General features: G+C 56.2%; 17 protein-coding genes. 4 read left to right on the top strand and 13 right to left on the bottom strand.

The window, feature by feature from the left end:
• Nucleotides 1–102 precede the first annotated feature (102 nt).
• The 3 genes from rpoD to rpsU all read right to left on the bottom strand — a co-directional run bounded on the left by rpoD (nucleotide 103) and on the right by rpsU (nucleotide 4,193).
• Nucleotides 103–1,950: an RNA polymerase sigma factor RpoD gene (gene rpoD / locus M8370_RS18980; RefSeq protein ID WP_013098777.1), complete on the bottom strand. Its 1,848-nt coding sequence runs from the start codon at nucleotides 1,948–1,950 to the stop codon at nucleotides 103–105.
• A gap of 165 nt (nucleotides 1,951–2,115) precedes the next feature.
• Complete coding sequence (gene dnaG / locus M8370_RS18975; protein WP_014833324.1) at nucleotides 2,116–3,861, bottom strand: DNA primase; 1,746 nt, start codon at nucleotides 3,859–3,861, stop codon at nucleotides 2,116–2,118.
• A 116-nt stretch (nucleotides 3,862–3,977) separates the two neighbouring features.
• On the bottom strand, nucleotides 3,978–4,193 hold the full coding sequence (gene rpsU / locus M8370_RS18970) for a 30S ribosomal protein S21 (RefSeq protein ID WP_001144069.1): 216 nt from the start codon (nucleotides 4,191–4,193) through the stop codon (nucleotides 3,978–3,980).
• A 236-nt stretch (nucleotides 4,194–4,429) separates the two neighbouring features.
• Between rpsU and tsaD the strand changes: the two genes are divergently transcribed.
• Entirely contained in the window at nucleotides 4,430–5,443 is a 1,014-nt protein-coding gene (tsaD, locus tag M8370_RS18965; RefSeq protein WP_013098775.1) for a tRNA (adenosine(37)-N6)-threonylcarbamoyltransferase complex transferase subunit TsaD, read from the top strand.
• A gap of 31 nt (nucleotides 5,444–5,474) precedes the next feature.
• Here the strand turns inward: tsaD and M8370_RS18960 are convergent, their stop codons facing one another.
• Complete coding sequence (locus M8370_RS18960) at nucleotides 5,475–6,155, bottom strand: LuxR C-terminal-related transcriptional regulator (protein WP_029883055.1); 681 nt, start codon at nucleotides 6,153–6,155, stop codon at nucleotides 5,475–5,477.
• Nucleotides 6,156–6,572: 417 nt separating this feature from the next.
• On the opposite strand from M8370_RS18960, the gene M8370_RS18955 reads away from it, so the two are divergent.
• Entirely contained in the window at nucleotides 6,573–8,498 is a 1,926-nt protein-coding gene (locus M8370_RS18955) for a S8 family peptidase (protein ID WP_250021589.1), read from the top strand.
• Between the two features lie 33 nt (nucleotides 8,499–8,531).
• On the opposite strand, the gene ureG is transcribed toward M8370_RS18955, so the two are convergent.
• The 9 genes from ureG to plsY all read right to left on the bottom strand — a co-directional run bounded on the left by ureG (nucleotide 8,532) and on the right by plsY (nucleotide 15,322).
• The gene (gene ureG / locus M8370_RS18950) at nucleotides 8,532–9,149 is read right to left on the bottom strand and encodes an urease accessory protein UreG (RefSeq protein ID WP_023620524.1); all 618 of its coding nucleotides are present in this window, start codon (nucleotides 9,147–9,149) and stop codon (nucleotides 8,532–8,534) included.
• 9 nt (nucleotides 9,150–9,158) lie between these two features.
• Nucleotides 9,159–9,833 (bottom strand): urease accessory protein UreF, encoded by a 675-nt coding sequence (locus M8370_RS18945; protein ID WP_205918516.1) that lies wholly within the window; start codon nucleotides 9,831–9,833, stop codon nucleotides 9,159–9,161.
• A complete protein-coding gene (locus M8370_RS18940) occupies nucleotides 9,833–10,372 on the bottom strand; it encodes a HupE/UreJ family protein (protein ID WP_047023581.1) in 540 nt (179 codons plus the stop codon). Before M8370_RS18940 ends, M8370_RS18945 begins: the two co-directional genes overlap by 1 nt.
• A gap of 9 nt (nucleotides 10,373–10,381) precedes the next feature.
• Nucleotides 10,382–10,846 (bottom strand): urease accessory protein UreE, encoded by a 465-nt coding sequence (gene ureE / locus M8370_RS18935; RefSeq protein ID WP_020689459.1) that lies wholly within the window; start codon nucleotides 10,844–10,846, stop codon nucleotides 10,382–10,384.
• Between the two features lie 9 nt (nucleotides 10,847–10,855).
• Nucleotides 10,856–12,559: an urease subunit alpha gene (gene ureC, locus M8370_RS18930; protein WP_250021588.1), complete on the bottom strand. Its 1,704-nt coding sequence runs from the start codon at nucleotides 12,557–12,559 to the stop codon at nucleotides 10,856–10,858.
• Nucleotides 12,552–12,866, bottom strand: a complete 315-nt coding sequence (locus tag M8370_RS18925; protein WP_013098767.1) for an urease subunit beta — start codon at nucleotides 12,864–12,866, stop codon at nucleotides 12,552–12,554. Before M8370_RS18925 ends, ureC begins: the two co-directional genes overlap by 8 nt.
• A 10-nt stretch (nucleotides 12,867–12,876) precedes the next feature.
• Nucleotides 12,877–13,179, bottom strand: coding sequence for an urease subunit gamma (locus tag M8370_RS18920; RefSeq protein ID WP_003862556.1), 303 nt, complete (start codon nucleotides 13,177–13,179; stop codon nucleotides 12,877–12,879).
• Nucleotides 13,180–13,189: 10 nt separating this feature from the next.
• Nucleotides 13,190–14,017 (bottom strand): urease accessory protein UreD, encoded by an 828-nt coding sequence (locus M8370_RS18915; protein WP_250021587.1) that lies wholly within the window; start codon nucleotides 14,015–14,017, stop codon nucleotides 13,190–13,192.
• A 690-nt stretch (nucleotides 14,018–14,707) separates the two neighbouring features.
• Nucleotides 14,708–15,322 (bottom strand): glycerol-3-phosphate 1-O-acyltransferase PlsY, encoded by a 615-nt coding sequence (gene plsY, locus M8370_RS18910; RefSeq protein WP_250021586.1) that lies wholly within the window; start codon nucleotides 15,320–15,322, stop codon nucleotides 14,708–14,710.
• Nucleotides 15,323–15,429: 107 nt separating this feature from the next.
• Here plsY and folB point away from each other — a divergent pair, with 107 nt between their 5' ends.
• Nucleotides 15,430–15,798: a bifunctional dihydroneopterin aldolase/7,8-dihydroneopterin epimerase gene (gene folB / locus M8370_RS18905; protein ID WP_013098764.1), complete on the top strand. Its 369-nt coding sequence runs from the start codon at nucleotides 15,430–15,432 to the stop codon at nucleotides 15,796–15,798.
• Nucleotides 15,799–15,904: 106 nt separating this feature from the next.
• The gene (bacA, locus tag M8370_RS18900) at nucleotides 15,905–16,726 is read left to right on the top strand and encodes an undecaprenyl-diphosphate phosphatase (protein WP_014833310.1); all 822 of its coding nucleotides are present in this window, start codon (nucleotides 15,905–15,907) and stop codon (nucleotides 16,724–16,726) included.
• Nucleotides 16,727–16,735: the final 9 nt, after the last annotated feature.

Below are 16,735 nucleotides of genomic sequence, written 5' to 3'. Positions count from 1 at the left end.
TCCTCCGTGCAGGTATTATTTTATGGGGGTCCCTCAGCCCACGGGGAGAGGGAATAACAAAAAAAAAGCTCCCGATTGGGAGCTTTTTGCTGTTTACCTGGATTAATCGTCCAGGAAGCTACGCAACACTTCAGAGCGGCTCGGATGGCGCAGTTTACGCAGCGCCTTCGCTTCGATCTGACGGATACGTTCGCGGGTAACGTCAAACTGTTTACCCACTTCTTCCAGCGTGTGGTCGGTGTTCATATCGATACCGAAACGCATACGCAGTACTTTCGCTTCACGGGCGGTCAGGCCAGCCAGAACGTCGTGCGTGGCAGCACGCAGGCTCTCGGTGGTGGCAGAGTCCAGCGGCAGCTCGAGGGTGGTATCCTCGATGAAATCACCCAGATGCGAATCTTCATCATCACCGATTGGTGTTTCCATGGAGATTGGCTCTTTGGCGATCTTCAGCACTTTACGGATCTTGTCTTCCGGCATCAGCATGCGTTCAGCCAGCTCTTCCGGCGTCGGCTCGCGACCCATCTCCTGCAGCATCTGGCGGGAAATACGGTTGAGCTTGTTGATGGTCTCAATCATATGCACCGGAATACGGATGGTGCGCGCCTGATCCGCGATAGAGCGGGTAATTGCCTGACGGATCCACCAGGTCGCATAGGTGGAGAACTTGTAACCACGACGGTATTCAAACTTATCTACCGCTTTCATCAGACCGATGTTGCCTTCCTGAATCAGATCCAGGAACTGCAGACCGCGGTTGGTGTATTTCTTGGCGATAGAGATAACCAGACGTAAGTTTGCTTCAACCATCTCTTTCTTCGCACGACGGGCTTTCGCTTCACCGATGGACATACGACGGTTGATGTCTTTGACCTGCTCGATGGTCAGGCCGGTCTCTTCTTCGATTTGCTGCAGCTTCTGCAGACCGCGATGCACGTCTTCTTTCACGTCGTGCAGTTTTTCAGACCACGGTTTGTTCATCGCGATAGCCGCGTTGAACCAGGTTTCGCTGGTTTCGTTGCCGGTGAAGAGGGTGATGAAGTTCTTCTTCGGCATTTTGCACTGCTCAACGCACAGCTTCATGATGATGCGTTCCTGGGTACGTACGCGATCCATCATCACGCGCATGCTGTTCACCAGGTAGTCGAACTGTTTTGGCACCAGGCGGAACTGTTTGAAGACTTCAGACAGTTTCAGGATCTCTTCCTGGGCAGCAGCGTGACTGCGACCTTTGGCTTTGATGGTGTCACGCGTCACTTCGTACTGGGTACGCAGTTCGGCGAACTTCTCACGTGCCAGTTCCGGGTCGATGCTGTTGTCATCATCGGCGCTGTCGTCGTCGCTCTCTTCTTCATCTTCGTCTTCGTCGTCATCCATCTCTTCCTGAGACAGTTCAGAACCGACGTGAGTGGCGGTTGGCGCCATATCTTCTTCAGCGTTCGGGTCGACAAAACCGGTGATCAGATCGGACAGACGCGCTTCTTCCGCTTCAACGCGATCGTACTGCTCCAGCAGATAGGTGATCGCTTCCGGGTACTCAGCAACAGAGCACTGAACCTGGTTGATCCCGTCTTCGATGCGTTTTGCGATGTCAATTTCGCCTTCGCGGGTCAACAGTTCAACGGTACCCATTTCGCGCATGTACATGCGGACCGGGTCAGTGGTACGCCCGATTTCAGATTCCACGCTGGACAGTACCTGTGCAGCAGCTTCTTCCGCATCTTCGTCAGTGTTGTTGGAGGTTTCAGCCAGCAACAGATCATCGGCATCCGGTGCTTCTTCCATCACCTGAATGCCCATGTCATTGATCATTTGGATGATGTCTTCGATTTGATCTGAATCGACGATATCTTCCGGCAGATGGTCATTGACCTCGGCATAGGTCAGATAGCCTTGCTCCTTACCACGTTGGACAAGAAGTTTCAGCTGTGACTGCGGGTTTTGCTCCATAAGACGGTATCCACACTTAATTCGTTTGATTGGTGTCGGCGATGGTTTGCCAACCTTTAAAGCGAGGGCGTACTTATATTTTTGCCGCTGCCTCTCAGTGCGGCTGCCGGGGGCTTCCCGATCGATATTCGGCACTTAAGCCGTTAAATACTTTTGTCTTTTTGCTTATTTCTTCGCCAGTTCCTGGTTTATCATCCAGAGCTCCCGGCGTTCTTCGCTGCTCAAACCGTGTGTGCGCTCGCGAGCAATCAACTCTTCCTGGCGCAGCTCGAGCATCGAATCAAACATATGGTTGAGTGAGTCGGTGAACGTTTTTTCTGCAATGTCCTTATCTGCTATATCGTCCCACATCGACAATTTTTCAAGGGTAGCGGCCTCTTTTGTGCCGCGATAATGTTCTAAAAGTTGTCCGGTGGTCAGACCTGGCTGAGACAAACATGTGTTGACCAGTTCTGAAAATAAGCCAAGCCCGGGCAATTTTTCGTGGTTCAAACCCGCCAGCGATGGCACTTGCGGTGCAAGTTCGGGGTTTTGGACCAGTAACCCTATCAGTATACGCATGGTTGTGCGTTTTAGCTGAGGCGCGGGGCGAACCGTGCCGTTTTCAGCCTGTTTTGGCATTAAACGTTCAAGCTGGCTGTCATCCAGAATGCCGAGCTTGTTGCCTAACTCCTGACGCAGATAGATGCGCAGCGTTTCGCCGGGCACCTGGCTGATTAACGGCAGCGCCAGCGTGCTGAGCTGCGCGCGCCCGTCAGGGGTACTTAAATCAACCTGCGGCATCAGGCTGTTAAACAAGAACGTGGAGAGCGGCTGAGCCTGCTCCATCCGCGCTTCAAACGCCGCTTTGCCCTCTTTACGCACCAGCGTATCCGGGTCTTCACCGTCGGGCAGGAACATAAAGCGTAACTGCCGCCCGTCGGTCATATAAGGTAGCGCAGTTTCCAGCGCACGCCAGGCGGCATCGCGCCCTGCGCGGTCACCGTCGTAGCAGCAGATGACGTTGTTGGTCACCCGAAACAGCAGCTGAATATGATCGGCCGTGGTGGACGTGCCTAACGAAGCCACCGCGTAATTGATGTCATACTGCGCCAGCGCAACGACATCCATATACCCTTCGACGACGAGAAGGCGCGGAGGTTCCGCATTTGCCTGCTGCGCCTCATAAAGGCCGTAAAGCTGGCGGCCCTTATGGAAAATGTCAGTTTCCGGGGAGTTGAGGTACTTGGGCAGGGCATCACCCAACACGCGACCACCAAACCCAATCACCCGGCCACGCTTGTCGCGGATCGGGAACATCACCCGTTCGCGGAAGCGGTCGTAGCTTCGTCCCTGGTCGTTGGTGACCAGCATACCTGCGTCGATCAACGATTTACGATCTTCGCTATTGCCGCCAAAACGCTTTAACACGTTGTCCCAGCCGGGCGGGGCGTAACCAATAGCGAAACGCGCAATGACATCGTCGCTCAGTCCGCGCTTGTTCAGATACTGACGCGCAGGCTCAGCCGCAGAGTGCTTAAGAGACTGTTGGTAAAACGAATTCAGGCCATCCATCAGTTGATACAGCGTTTGACGCTGATGGCGCTCTATCTGGCTTGGTCCACTGCCCGCTTCATACGGCACTTCAAGGTTGTGCATCGCCGCCAGCTCTTCGACGGTTTCAACGAACTCGAGCTTGTCGTAGTTCATTAAAAAATCGACGGCATTACCGTGTGCGCCACAGCCGAAGCAATGGTAAAACTGCTTTTCACCGTTGACGGTGAAGGAGGGGGTTTTTTCGTTATGGAAAGGACAGCACGCATGGTAGTTCTTGCCCTGCTTTTTCAGCTTTACCCGCGCGTCGATAAGATCGACGATGTCGGTTCTTGCCAGCAGGTCATTGATGAAAACGCGTGGGATTCGTCCGGCCATATGCCCCAAAAGTTTTTAGCAACTCATAAACGAAAACAAGCCGCGCATTCCTTCCGGAAGCACGGCCTTACGACTATTACTCTGTCTGTCAATTGAGGACTGTCGCCCTCAACGGATTAGTACAGACGAGTACGGCGTGCGTTTTCGCGAGCCAGTTTCTTCGCGTGACGTTTCACTGCAGAAGCTTTAGCGCGCTTACGTTCAGTCGTTGGTTTTTCATAGAACTCACGACGACGAACTTCAGCCAGAACACCTGCTTTCTCGCATGAACGTTTGAAGCGACGCAGTGCTACGTCGAACGGCTCGTTTTCACGTACTTTAATTACCGGCATGTAACTCTCACCTTTGATAAATTCGGTTTGCCGCTGGCATCAACGCCAGCTTATTTCAAAATGGTGCGGAATTTTACTGCAAATGCTGCTGCTTTGTAAAGCACCGACGCGTTTTTGAAAGGGACTTTTATAAGGGGGAAGAGTATACACGAGCGGATGTCCTGGGGCGAACAAAGTTTTACATCAACCCGCCCAGGCTCTACACTGCGCGGTACTGAAACGAGGTAAAACAAGTCATGCGTGTACTGGGTATTGAAACATCCTGCGATGAAACCGGCATCGCCATTTACGACGACGAAAAAGGGCTTCTGGCCAACCAACTGTATAGTCAGGTGAAATTGCATGCTGACTACGGCGGTGTCGTGCCTGAACTGGCCTCTCGTGACCACGTACGTAAAACGGTTCCCCTGATTCAGGCGGCACTGAAAGAGGCCGGCTTGAACTCAACTGATATTGATGCCGTCGCCTACACGGCAGGCCCGGGTCTGGTCGGCGCGCTGCTGGTCGGTGCGACGGTGGGCCGTTCCCTGGCCTTCGCGTGGGATGTTCCTGCCATTCCGGTTCACCATATGGAAGGGCATCTTCTGGCACCGATGCTGGAAGAGAATCCACCCGAATTCCCGTTTGTGGCGCTGCTGGTCTCTGGCGGCCATACCCAGCTGATTAGCGTGACGGGTATTGGCAAGTATGAGCTGCTGGGCGAGTCGATTGATGACGCAGCCGGAGAAGCCTTCGACAAAACCGCTAAGCTGCTGGGTCTGGATTACCCGGGCGGCCCGATGCTTTCGAAAATGGCGTCGCAGGGCACGGAGGGGCGTTTTGTCTTCCCGCGTCCAATGACCGACCGTCCGGGGCTGGATTTCAGCTTCTCCGGCCTGAAAACCTTCGCCGCCAATACCATCCGCAATAACGATGACAGCGAGCAGACCCGTGCGGACATCGCTCGCGCATTTGAAGATGCGGTGGTCGATACGCTGATGATCAAGTGTAAACGCGCGCTGGATCAGACCGGCTTTAAGCGCCTGGTGATGGCGGGGGGCGTCAGCGCTAACCGTACGCTGCGTGCGAAGCTGGCGGAGATGATGCAAAAACGTCGTGGGGAAGTGTTTTATGCGCGCCCGGAATTCTGTACCGATAACGGGGCGATGATCGCCTACGCCGGGATGGTGCGCCTGAACGCTGGCGCAACGGCGGATCTGAGCGTCTCCGTACGTCCACGCTGGCCGCTGGCGGAGCTGCCGGAAGCTTGACCGACGCTCCCGTCTTAGCGGCGGGAGACGTTTACATCCCGATCTCAAACATCTGGTTCTTGATGATCAAAGAGTAAAGCTGGCAGTCGTTTTGTACGTCCAGCTTTTCCATCGCCCGGACCTTATGTGCGCTGACCGTTTTGATGCTCAAATGCATAAACTGTGCAATCTCCTTCAAATTTAACCCCTTACATATCAGGCGCAGCACGTCAATTTCCCGCGGAGAGAGTTTCTCCACGTCCGTCTTTTCATGACGGAAAAGCATATTCACCAGCTGGTTTTCGATATAAATCTCGCCTTTCAGGACCGTGGTAATCGCCTGGCTTAAGGTTTTCTCGTTGATATCACGTGATAAGTACGCTCTGACTCCTTCCTTTAGCGCCTGACGGATAAGCGTGGCGTTTGCATAGGGCGAGAGAAGGATAATGTTAAGCGCAGGATAGGTCTGTTTAAGCCATCTCAAGAGCTTCAGCCCGTCCATTCCCCCGAGCGGAGGGCGGCTGAGGCTGGTTGTCAGCGAATAGCCAAGAATAGCGATATCCGGATTATGCTGGCCAAGAAGCGACTGAAGTTCAGCGGAGGCCGCAGCCTCACCGATCAGAACGCATCTCTGATCCATGCCAACGGCGGGTAACGAGAGGGACTGCATCATGGAGGATAAGCCGCGTCGAATTAACGAGGATTCTTCAGCGATAACGATTTTAATGTCCATAATGATGCGTCGTATTAACCCTTTCATGAAATGGCGGGGCCAACGGCGGTTGGAGCACCTCGCAAGATATAATGTTATTAAAATTCATTTTGCGGTAAAGTCGCAGCAGCAACGAGAATATTTTTAACGCCGACGGCTCTTGATTATTTCATAATGATTAAGCTTTACGTTTTTTGTATCTAAGTGTATCGTTGCATTGCGAAATATAAATTAACGCAGTATGGAATTTTCTTAATTATTTAGAGAAAACTCTGCTCGTCAGAGTAGGCCACTCTTATTCTTCGCGGTCCGTGTGTCAGTGATACTGAAAAAGGAAAAATTTCAATTCACACAGGAACCGTGATTATCATGAAAAAAAGCGCTTTATCTCTTTTTATTTGTGCAGCAATTTCATTCTCTGCTGCGGCTGAAACTCTGGTGCAAAATGAATTTGCACAGGATAATGCCACCTACACCGCAATTGTGCTCAAGCTAAAACCGACGTCAGGTCTGTTAAAAGCCACAAACAATAAAATTACCTTGAGCGACGCTTCCCTGACAACAACAAATATGTTCCGTCCGACTAACTTGCGTAGTTCTACTCAATCCTCTGAATTGACGGAGCTTAATAAACGCTATGGTTTTGACCGTTATCTGCGCATCGAGTTACCGAAAGATAAAAGTCAGGATAAAACATATATTAACCATATTATCACCGAGCTTGAGCAAAATCAGAACGTAGAGTTTGTGTACCCGGAAGCCGAGCCGGTATCGCTGGATGACACGGCCCTTACGCCACAGTTAAAGTCCTCACTGAATGATAATTTAACGTCTGCCGCCGTTCCGGATTTCCGCAATAAGCAGGATTATCTCAAAGCGCCGGATGTTAAGCGCACCGGTTATTATATGGGGGGCGTCAACCGCGACAGTGTTGATCGCTATGCAGGCAGTGCGGGTGAAGGGGTAACGATTATTTCGGCGGAGATTGATGCCTGGAATACCAGCCATGCCAACTTACCGCCGATGAGCCTCAGCTCAGGCAAGACGACGTATGTTGCAAACAATGATCACGACACCGCTTCAGTGGGGATTATGGCGGCGAAAGATATGGGCACCGGTATTCGCGGTTTAGCCTGGAAAAGCCGGATGGGGTATGCGGCCTCCGCGAGTAATAACCTCTATAATTTAATCCCCCAGCTAAAAGCGGGTGATGTGGTGCAGATCGGGATACAAGTTGCGGGTGGTTATCCATCGGGTTGTCAGAAGGATTGCTGGGTCGCAATGGAATCCCAGACCGCCTATTACGATATTATTAAGGCGCTGACCGACAAAGGTGTTCACGTTATTGAGGCAGCAGGTAACGGGAATATCAACATGGACAGCCCAGGGTTCCGGGGGGAGTATGACGTGAATGTCCGGGACTCCGGGGCTATTCTGGCGGGTGCGTTTTGTGCGAAAGACGGTAAAAAAGCCTCGTTCAGCTCCTATGGCTCGCGCATTACCAGTTCTGCCTGGGGCTGCTGGGATGTGGTGACCACCGGTTATGGCGATCTGTATAAAAACGCTGGCGCTAACGATTCCTATACCGCGACTTTTGCCGGAACCTCTTCCGCGAACCCGATTATTGCGGGTGTGGTAGCAAGCCTGTCAGGCATCGCCAAAGCCAACGGTATTACCGTGACACCGCGTCAGATGCGTCAGATTCTGGCGGAGACCGGTACGCCGCTGGCGAACGGGGATTCGGCAAAAGTGGGGACACAGCCTGACATGGAGCGTGCGGTAGCCCGTATTATGGCGCTGAAAGACGGTAACACCCCTGTCGCTCCGGCCCCAACCGCTGCGGCAGGCGCGGATTACACCATGGTCTCTCCGACCACGGGCGTGAGCACCTACCCGCTGGATGGCAGCAAGAGCCTGAATGCCAAATCGTATAACTGGAGCGTGACAAAAGGGGCGGAAACCTTCTCGCTGGAGGCGAACCTGAACGGCACGCTGGTGAAGAGCGTGGATAGCGCGCATGCTTATGCCGTTATTCCTGCCAACAGCGAGGGAGAAGCGGTCTTCACACTGACCACAACCGGCGCAGATGGCCGGACCGCGACGGACAGCATGACCATTAAGGTCACTAAGCCGGCGGTACCCGAGAAAGACGACACCCCGGCAAAAGATGACACGCCGGTAAAACCTGCCGCACCGGCCTATAACGCCAAAATCGCTTACCCGACCAAATGCACCAAAGTCTCTTACAACGGTAAAATTTGGTTCAACCAGTGGTATGTCAACCCGGGTCAGGAAACCCCGGGAACCGGCGGCCAGTGGGGCGCGTGGCGCGAGCAGGGTTCTTCCAGTAACAGCTGTAAATAACCCTCACGGCCTGGCATTGCGCCAGGCCTTTTTTCAGATCCGCAGCATCCCTTTCTCTTCCAGAAACGCAATAATCGTTGCCAGGCCGTCACCCGCCTTCAGGTTGGTAAAGGCCCACGGACGCTCGCCGCGCATGCGGTTGGTGTCGCGCGCCATCACCTCCAGCGAGGCACCCACGTACGGCGCGAGATCGGTTTTGTTGATCACCAGAAAATCGGATTTGGTGATCCCCGGCCCGCCCTTGCGCGGGATCTTCTCCCCTTCGGCGACGTCGATAACGTAGATCGTCAGATCCGCCAGCTCCGGGCTGAAGGTCGCGCTCAGGTTATCGCCGCCGCTTTCGACGAAGATCAGATCCAGATTGCCGAACTTCTCGCTGAGCGCTTCCACCGCGGCCAGGTTCATCGAGGCATCTTCGCGAATGGCCGTGTGCGGGCAGCCGCCCGTCTCTACGCCCACAATGCGCTCCGGCTCAAGTGCGCCCGCTTCGGTCAGAATGCGTTGATCCTCTTTGGTGTAGATATCGTTCGTCACTACCGCCAGATGATACGTGTCGCGCATCGCCTTGCAGAGCGCTTCCAGCAGCGCGGTTTTGCCCGAACCGACCGGGCCGCCCACGCCAACGCGCAGGGGATGTTTGTAATCAGCCATGTTGCATCCTCAGGAACGGAATAACCGTGAATATTGTGTTTCGTGGCGGGCAGAGGCGATGGCGGAAAGCGGCGTCGCCGCGCCCAGTGCCTCATCGTCACGTAAAAATGCCTGTTCAAACCCGGCGGCAAAATGGTCGCTGAGTTCGATAATCAGCTGCTGTGCGGCCTGTTGCCCAAACGGTACCAGCTTGACGCCGGCCATTACCGCGCTCTCAATCCAGCTGTAGCCCAGACTCAGGGCCAGCTCGTGCGCGCTAATACCCCAACGCACGCCGAGCCACGCCATGCCGCTGAGCTGGCTTTGCATAAACAGCGGCTGCCAGAGGGACGGGCAGTCTGGCTCCCAGCTTTTGATGAGCCGCGTAAAGGCGGCGCCGCGATTGCGTTCTTCTTCCCGCAGTTCACGGGTTTCCCGACAGGCGAGCAGGTATGACGTCCAGCGTTTTGCTGCCGCCAGATCGCCCTCTTCACAGGCCCGGTAGAGCCGGGCAAATAGCGGCAGGTCGACGCAGAAAAAGCTCTGCTCCATCTGCAGGGTTTGCCAGTTTTTGAACGCCTCTGCGTCGGTAACCCAGCCTGTCTCGACGGCCCACTCCAGCCCCTGCGACCAGGTAAACGACCCGACCGGCAGGCTGCTACTGGAGAGCTGCATCAGACGCAGCCGCTGGCGGGCGAGCTCCATCAGCTCATCAGCGCCAGCAGGGCAGAGACGATAAGCCCACCGCCAAAGGTTTTACGCAGTCCGTCGTGACGGCGCAGCAGTAATCCGGCGGCGAAGCTGGCGCACAGCACCGTGGCGCTGGCCAGCATAAAGCCGCTGGTGAAGAGCCAGAAGCTGTGGCCGGACATCTCCACCCCGTGCGCCCAGCCGTGGAACATCGCCAGGGCAGGCACCGCCAGCAACAGACGATTTTCATTTTTAAACATCATCACGCCGCAGACGCCCAGCGAGGCGATAATCAGCATCTCCATGCCGCTAAAGCCGCCGAGCAGGCTGCCCGCAATGGCACCGACAAGCATCATCCCGAGAGTGGCAAAAGGCAGCAGCAGCTTGCGGCCGCTCAGCGCGGAGAGGACGCCCGCACCGGCGAGCATCAGCAGGTGATCAAGTCCGGTCAGCGGGTGGAAAAAACCAGCATGGAAGCTGTCGGCACCGTGTCCCGGATGTGCCAGTGCAGGCAGGGAAAAGGCCAGCAGTAACAGGGGTAAATACTTACGCATGATTAATCCTTAATGTGAATGAGCGTGAGAGTGGCTATGGCTGTGGGCCTCGCTGGTGTAGGCCCCTGCTTCAGGTTCAAACGGCAGGCTGGCGAAGGTGACCGCCAGCCCAAACTGGCGCAGCATGTCGTCGAGGACGTGATCGTGGTGATAGCGCAACTCGCCGGGCATGATTTGCAGCGGCACGTGGCGGTTGCCCAGGTGATAGCAGGCGCGAGCGAGGAGGAACGGATCGTCGCAGCGCACCACGGAGACGGACTCCGGGGCGGCAATCACTTCGATGACTTCGCTGCCGTCTTCGTTACAGAGCAGGTCGCCGCCGCGCAACAGTAAACCGCGCGGCAGCATGAGCCCGGCTTCGCGCCCGTCGTTCAGCGCCACGCGGGCGCGGCTTTTCACCCGCACGTCAATCGGCAGCGTGACGCTGGCGGTAATCGGATGCGCATGGTCCAGGCGTTGGGTTAAATAGATCATCATCACTCCTCAAAACAGGAAATAGCGTTGCGCCATCGGCAGAACGTCAGCCGGTTCGCTGGTTATCAGTTCGCCGTCGACGCGCACTTCATAGGTTTGCGAATCGACGGTGATATTTGGCTGCAGGCCGTTGTGGATCATGTCGGCCTTTTTCACCGTGCGGCAGCCTTTGACCACCGCCGTGGCGCTCTGCAGATTGAGCTGTTGCGCTATCCCCTGCGCGGCCGCAGCCTGCGAGACAAACGTCAGCCGGGTGGCGTGACGCGCGGCACCCAGTGCGCCAAACATCGGACGATAATGGACCGGTTGCGGCGTGGGGATAGAGGCGTTGATATCCCCCATCGGAGCGCAGGCGATCATCCCACCCTTGACGATGGTGGCGGGTTTCACGCCAAAGAACGCCGGGGACCAGACCACTAAATCCGCCAGCTTGCCCGCTTCGATGGAGCCCACTTTATGGGCGATACCGTGCGTCAGCGCCGGGTTAATGGTGTATTTGGCGATGTAGCGCTTCACGCGAAAGTTGTCGTTATCGCCAGTCTCTTCCGGCAGTGCGCCGCGCTGCACCTTCATGCGGTGCGCCACCTGCCAGGTGCGGAGAATCACTTCGCCCACGCGGCCCATCGCCTGGGAATCAGAGGAGGTCAGCGAGAATGCGCCGATATCGTGCAGCACATCTTCCGCAGCGATGGTTTCCCGGCGAATACGCGATTCGGCAAAAGCCACATCCTCGGCGATATCCGGGTCGAGGTGGTGGCAGACCATCAGCATATCGAGATGTTCATCGATGGTATTGACCGTATAGGGCAGGGTCGGGTTGGTGGAGGAGGGCAGAATATTCGGGTGCGCACAGGCGGTAATAATATCCGGCGCGTGGCCGCCACCGGCCCCTTCCGTGTGGAAGGTATGGATGGTGCGCCCGCCGATGGCCGCCAGCGTGTCTTCGACGAAACCGGATTCGTTCAGTGTGTCGCTGTGCAGCGCCACCTGGATATCCATCTCTTCCGCCACCTCCAGCGAGCAGTTGATGGCCGCAGGCGTTGCGCCCCAGTCTTCGTGGATCTTCAGCCCGATGGCCCCGGCGGCTATCTGCTCGCGCAGGGCATCCGGGTTAGAACCGTTGCCTTTACCCAGCAGGCCGATATTCACCGGCAGGGTATCGGCAGCCTGCAGCATGCGGGCGATATACCACGGCCCCGGCGTGCAGGTGGTGGCGTTGGTCCCTGCCGCGGGACCTGTACCGCCGCCGATCATCGTCGTGACGCCGGAAACCAGCGCCTCTTCGGCCTGCTGCGGGCAGATCCAGTGGATGTGAGTGTCGATCCCGCCAGCGGTGACGATCTTTCCTTCGGCGGCGATCGCTTCCGTGGCGGCACCGATCGGGATCGTCACCCCGGGCTGAATGTCCGGGTTACCGGCTTTGCCAACGGCGAAGATCCGCCCGTTCTTCACGCCGATATCCGCTTTCACGATCCCCCAGTGATCGACAATCAACGCGTTAGTCAGCACCAGATCCACGCAGTCATCCGCGGTCATCTGCCCCTGGCCCATACCGTCGCGGATCACTTTCCCGCCGCCGAATTTGACCTCTTCGCCGTAGACGGTGAGATCGTTTTCGACTTCGATCCACAGCTCGCTGTCGGCTAAACGCACTTTATCGCCGGTGGTGGGGCCGAACATATCGGCATAAGCCTGGCGCGAAATCTCAGCCATTTTTCACTTCTCCCATCACGTCCCCCCGGAAACCGAAAATGCGTTGCGCCCCGGTGACCTTCACCAGCGTCACTTCGCGCTTCTGGCCGGGTTCGAACCGCACCGCGGTGCCTGCCGGGATATTCAGCCGAAAGCCCCGGGTGGCTTCCCGGTCAAATTTCAGCGCCGGATTCACCTCGTAAAAGTGATAGTGCGATCCCACCTGGATAGGCCGGTCGCCGTGGTTTTCGACGATGATAAGCCGGGTTTCTCGCCCGACGTTGAGGGCAATATTGCCGGACTGGATCTGGTATTCGCCTGGGATCATCACGCGCTCCTTACACGATCGGGTTATGCACGGTGACGAGTTTTGACCCGTCCGGGAAGGTGGCTTCCACCTGAATATCCGGGATCATCTCCGGTACGCCTTCCATCACCTGATCACGCGTCAGGACGTGACGGCCCGCTTCCATCAGCGAGGCGACGGTTTCGCCATCGCGCGCGCCTTCCATAATGAAGGCGCTGATCAGCGCGACCGATTCCGGGTAATTGAGCTTTACCCCGCGCGCAAGGCGGCGTTCGGCAACCAGCGCGGCGGTGAACAGCAACAGCTTGTCTTTTTCTCTGGGGGTCAGTTCCATAACGTTTCTCTTATGTCTGCCAGATACGCGGCGAACAGGCGGTTTTGTTGGTGAGGAGCGGGCGAAGCGACTGCCAGATATCGCGCATCACCCGCTGGCAAATCAGGTTGTCGTGGGAGAGAAAACGCACCGACAGCAGATCGTCAGTGAGCGTCGCCCCGGCAAAGGTATTCAGTGGTGCGAGCAGCTCACGCGCCGTGTCGAGGTGCGTTTCTCCGGCCGGATAGAACAGCAGCGTGCCGAGCCACGGCTGCCCGGCAACAGGGGTAAGATCGCCGTCGCTGAGATGCTGACGCTCAATCAGACGTGGCTCGTCATCCACCCAGACCTCAAGGCGGCTCTCCAGCGTGCCGTGGCTGAAGGTCTCGCCGATCACCGGGCGACCCAGACAGTACAGCTCCCACGCCAGCAGCGTGCTGGAGGCCTTCAGGTGGAAGACGGAGCGCAGCGCGGCATTGGCGCCGGGAAAGATAATGGTATCCTGCGGCAGCCACTCCAGCGTGGATGCCTCATTGAGATAAAAGTGCTGGTTAAGGCGGGCCTGTGGGCCGCTGCTGCGATAGAACTTACTGGCGCCGGGCATGGTGATAAGCGCGTGGCTATTGGCGTCCAGACTTACGGTAATATCCAGCCTGTCACCGCCCACCACACCGCCCGGCGGGTGCAGCAGATAAAGGTGGCAGGTTTCCCCTTCGGGGTAGAACGGACGCTGTACCGTGAGCGGCCCGACGTGGTGCGCGGCATGGAGGAGGGTTTTCTCAGGCGTGTGGCAAAACCGCAGGTCAAGCGAGGCCTGCCAGCCTTTGTACGAACTATCAGTGACCTGAGTTGCTAACATGGTGCTTCCATTCGCGCGCCCGGGAGATACGTTTCAGTATGCCCTGGCGGAAATGAAGGCTGTCATATGAGTCGCTTATGGATGGAGGCCTGTATTTTGGGGCTGCGGTGGAAGGGTTCCGTTCACTATGGCTTTTCTGCTTTATGGGTATCCCGCTGCGGTGAACGTGTTAAGGGGGCTCCCGCCGCCCCCTTAACAATCCCGGCTCCCGGCAAAGAAAATCGCCGCTGCGCGGTCCCTTCGGCTTATTCCCTCCGGCTATCGGGTCGGGCGTGATCCTACATCCATGTAGGTCACGCCCTCTTGGCGCATCCATGCGCCTCGCCCCGGCCTTCAGTCAACGCCTCAGCGATTTTCAGCCGGATCAGGCGTTTCCTCAACCTTCTCAGCAGTTTGAATGTGGCACGGGTGTTGAGTCCCCGCTGAAATCGGCGAACCGGAGACCGGATGACAAGGGCTGGACGCCAGGGATGGCGGCCAGAGGCGAATCGAGACAGGATGTCGAGTTGAGCCGACCGCAGGCAGCGGGTCGTGAGGTGAGCGCAGTGCGAAGCACCGATTTCGTCGCGGGGCCGCGGGGATTGATAAGGGGGCCGCGGTGGCCCCCTTATCACGTTCACGGGTTCCGGAACGTCATATTCTGTTGGTCATAAAGTGAACGGAACAATTCCACTAAAAGTAAATAAAACCCTACCGCGTCTCTCTCTTCTTCTGCTTTAACCGCGCCCAGATTTTGGTCTCCTGACGTCGCCACAGACGCTGAATATTATCGTGATGACGCAGCAGGATAAGGCAGGAGAGCATCGACACCGGGAAGGTGAACTGGGGTTTAAACCACCAGACATAGAATGGGGCAATCAGCGCGCTGACGATGGCGCCCAGCGACGAATAGCCGCTCAGAAGAATAGTCAGCAGCCAGGTGCCTGCCATCACGCCGGTGAGATCCCAGCCGATGGGCGCGATGGCACCAAAGGCCGTCGCGACGCCTTTGCCACCTTTAAAACCGAAGAATACGGGCCAGATGTGGCCGACACAGGCGGCGATGGCAATAAGCCCCAGCCAGAACGGGGTCACGCCCAGCGCATACGCGCCCCAGACGGGTAACATCCCTTTCAGAACGTCAAAAATCAAAACCGCTACGGCTGCTCCCTTGCCGCCAATTCGTAGTACATTGGTCGCTCCCGGATTCCCGGAGCCACTTTCGCGCGGGTCAGGTAACCCGGCAACGCGGCAGACCAGAATGGCGCTGGAGATTGAGCCGCAAAGGTAGGCGAGGAGAATCATTCCAGGCGCGATTGCACTCATAACGCTGTTCCGTTTTGAAAATGTATCTGTATTCTCAGCATCTGTGGATAATACGCATAATTCACCGGAAGTGGTATCCGGTTTAGCCAAAAAGCAGGCAGGTCGTGATGGATATTGTATTTATAGAGCAACTTTCGGTAATCACCACTATTGGTGTTTACGACTGGGAACAGACCATCGAGCAGAAGCTGGTGTTCGATATCGAAATGGGCTGGGATAACCGCAAGTCGGCAAAAAGTGATGACGTGAATGACTGTCTGAGCTATGCCGACATCAGTGAAACGGTCATCGCCCACGTTGAAGGGCAGCGTTTTGCGCTGGTGGAGCGCGTGGCAGAAGAGGTGGCAGAGTTACTGCTGACCAAATTCAACTCGCCGTGGGTGCGCATTAAGCTGAGTAAGCCGGGCGCGGTGGCGCGTGCCGCCAATGTGGGGGTCATCATCGAGCGTGGCACAAATCTGAAAGGAAAGATTTAACGTCATAATAGCTAAACCATTTTAGGTTATATCGGTCTTAAAGCTGTATCTTTCACGGTAGCTGTTGGGGCGACCGTTTTTTTTATATTTTTTTAGGGGTTTATAGATGAGCGATATGCACTCGCTGCTGGTGGCGGCAATTCTGGGTGTGGTCGAAGGATTGACGGAGTTTTTGCCGGTTTCCAGTACGGGCCATATGATTATTGTTGGCCACCTGCTGGGCTTTGAAGGCGATACCGCAAAGACGTTCGAGGTGGTCATTCAGTTGGGGTCCATTCTGGCTGTGGTCGTGATGTTCTGGCGTCGTCTGTTTGGGCTGATCGGCATCCACTTCGGGCGTTTGCCACAGCGTGAAGGAGAGAGCAAGGGCCGTCTGACGCTGATTCATATCCTGCTCGGGATGATCCCGGCGGTGGTGCTGGGGCTGGTTTTCCACGACACCATCAAATCGCTGTTTAACCCGATTAACGTGATGTACGCGCTGGTGGTCGGTGGTTTCCTGCTGATTGCGGCGGAAGTGCTGAAGCCAAAAACGCCGCGCGCAGAAGGTCTGGATGATATGACGTATCGCCAGGCCTTTATCATTGGCTGTTTCCAGTGTCTGGCGCTGTGGCCGGGCTTCTCCCGTTCAGGAGCAACGATTTCCGGCGGGATGCTGATGGGTGTAAGCCGTTACGCGGCATCTGAGTTCTCGTTCCTGCTGGCGGTGCCGATGATGATGGGCGCCACCGCGCTGGACCTCTACAAAAGCATTGGTTTTCTCACCACGGGCGATATTCCGATGTTCGCCGTGGGCTTTATCACCGCCTTTATCGTGGCGCTGATTGCCATTAAAACCTTCCTGCAACTGATTAAGCGTATCTCGTTTATCCCGTTCGCGATCTACCGCTTTATCGTCGCGGCTGCGGTTTACGTGGTCTTCTTCTGACCTGCTGCC

Origin of the sequence: Enterobacter cloacae complex sp. OE43NF (assembly GCF_023544405.1) — a bacterium.
Classification (GTDB): domain Bacteria; phylum Pseudomonadota; class Gammaproteobacteria; order Enterobacterales; family Enterobacteriaceae; genus Enterobacter; species Enterobacter cloacae.
The sequence above is the reverse complement of the archived record's forward strand: the minus strand, read 5'-3'. Positions and strand labels throughout refer to the sequence as shown.

Bases quoted from the DNA above. Each gene is read 5' to 3' on its own strand.
- ureC (WP_250021588.1), bottom strand. From the start codon at position 12,559: ATGGCTGAGATTTCGCGCCAGGCTTATGCCGATATGTTCGGCCCCACC.
- M8370_RS18940 (WP_047023581.1), bottom strand. From the start codon at position 10,372: ATGCGTAAGTATTTACCCCTGTTACTGCTGGCCTTTTCCCTGCCTGCA.
- dnaG (WP_014833324.1), bottom strand. From the start codon at position 3,861: ATGGCCGGACGAATCCCACGCGTTTTCATCAATGACCTGCTGGCAAGA.
- tsaD (WP_013098775.1), top strand. From the start codon at position 4,430: ATGCGTGTACTGGGTATTGAAACATCCTGCGATGAAACCGGCATCGCC.
- plsY (WP_250021586.1), bottom strand. From the start codon at position 15,322: ATGAGTGCAATCGCGCCTGGAATGATTCTCCTCGCCTACCTTTGCGGC.
- ureE (WP_020689459.1), bottom strand. From the start codon at position 10,846: ATGATCTATTTAACCCAACGCCTGGACCATGCGCATCCGATTACCGCC.
- ureG (WP_023620524.1), bottom strand. From the start codon at position 9,149: ATGGCTGATTACAAACATCCCCTGCGCGTTGGCGTGGGCGGCCCGGTC.
- M8370_RS18925 (WP_013098767.1), bottom strand. From the start codon at position 12,866: ATGATCCCAGGCGAATACCAGATCCAGTCCGGCAATATTGCCCTCAAC.
- rpsU (WP_001144069.1), bottom strand. From the start codon at position 4,193: ATGCCGGTAATTAAAGTACGTGAAAACGAGCCGTTCGACGTAGCACTG.
- M8370_RS18960 (WP_029883055.1), bottom strand. From the start codon at position 6,155: ATGGACATTAAAATCGTTATCGCTGAAGAATCCTCGTTAATTCGACGC.
- bacA (WP_014833310.1), top strand. From the start codon at position 15,905: ATGAGCGATATGCACTCGCTGCTGGTGGCGGCAATTCTGGGTGTGGTC.
- M8370_RS18920 (WP_003862556.1), bottom strand. From the start codon at position 13,179: ATGGAACTGACCCCCAGAGAAAAAGACAAGCTGTTGCTGTTCACCGCC.
- M8370_RS18945 (WP_205918516.1), bottom strand. From the start codon at position 9,833: ATGGAGCTCGCCCGCCAGCGGCTGCGTCTGATGCAGCTCTCCAGTAGC.
- rpoD (WP_013098777.1), bottom strand. From the start codon at position 1,950: ATGGAGCAAAACCCGCAGTCACAGCTGAAACTTCTTGTCCAACGTGGT.
- M8370_RS18915 (WP_250021587.1), bottom strand. From the start codon at position 14,017: ATGTTAGCAACTCAGGTCACTGATAGTTCGTACAAAGGCTGGCAGGCC.
- folB (WP_013098764.1), top strand. From the start codon at position 15,430: ATGGATATTGTATTTATAGAGCAACTTTCGGTAATCACCACTATTGGT.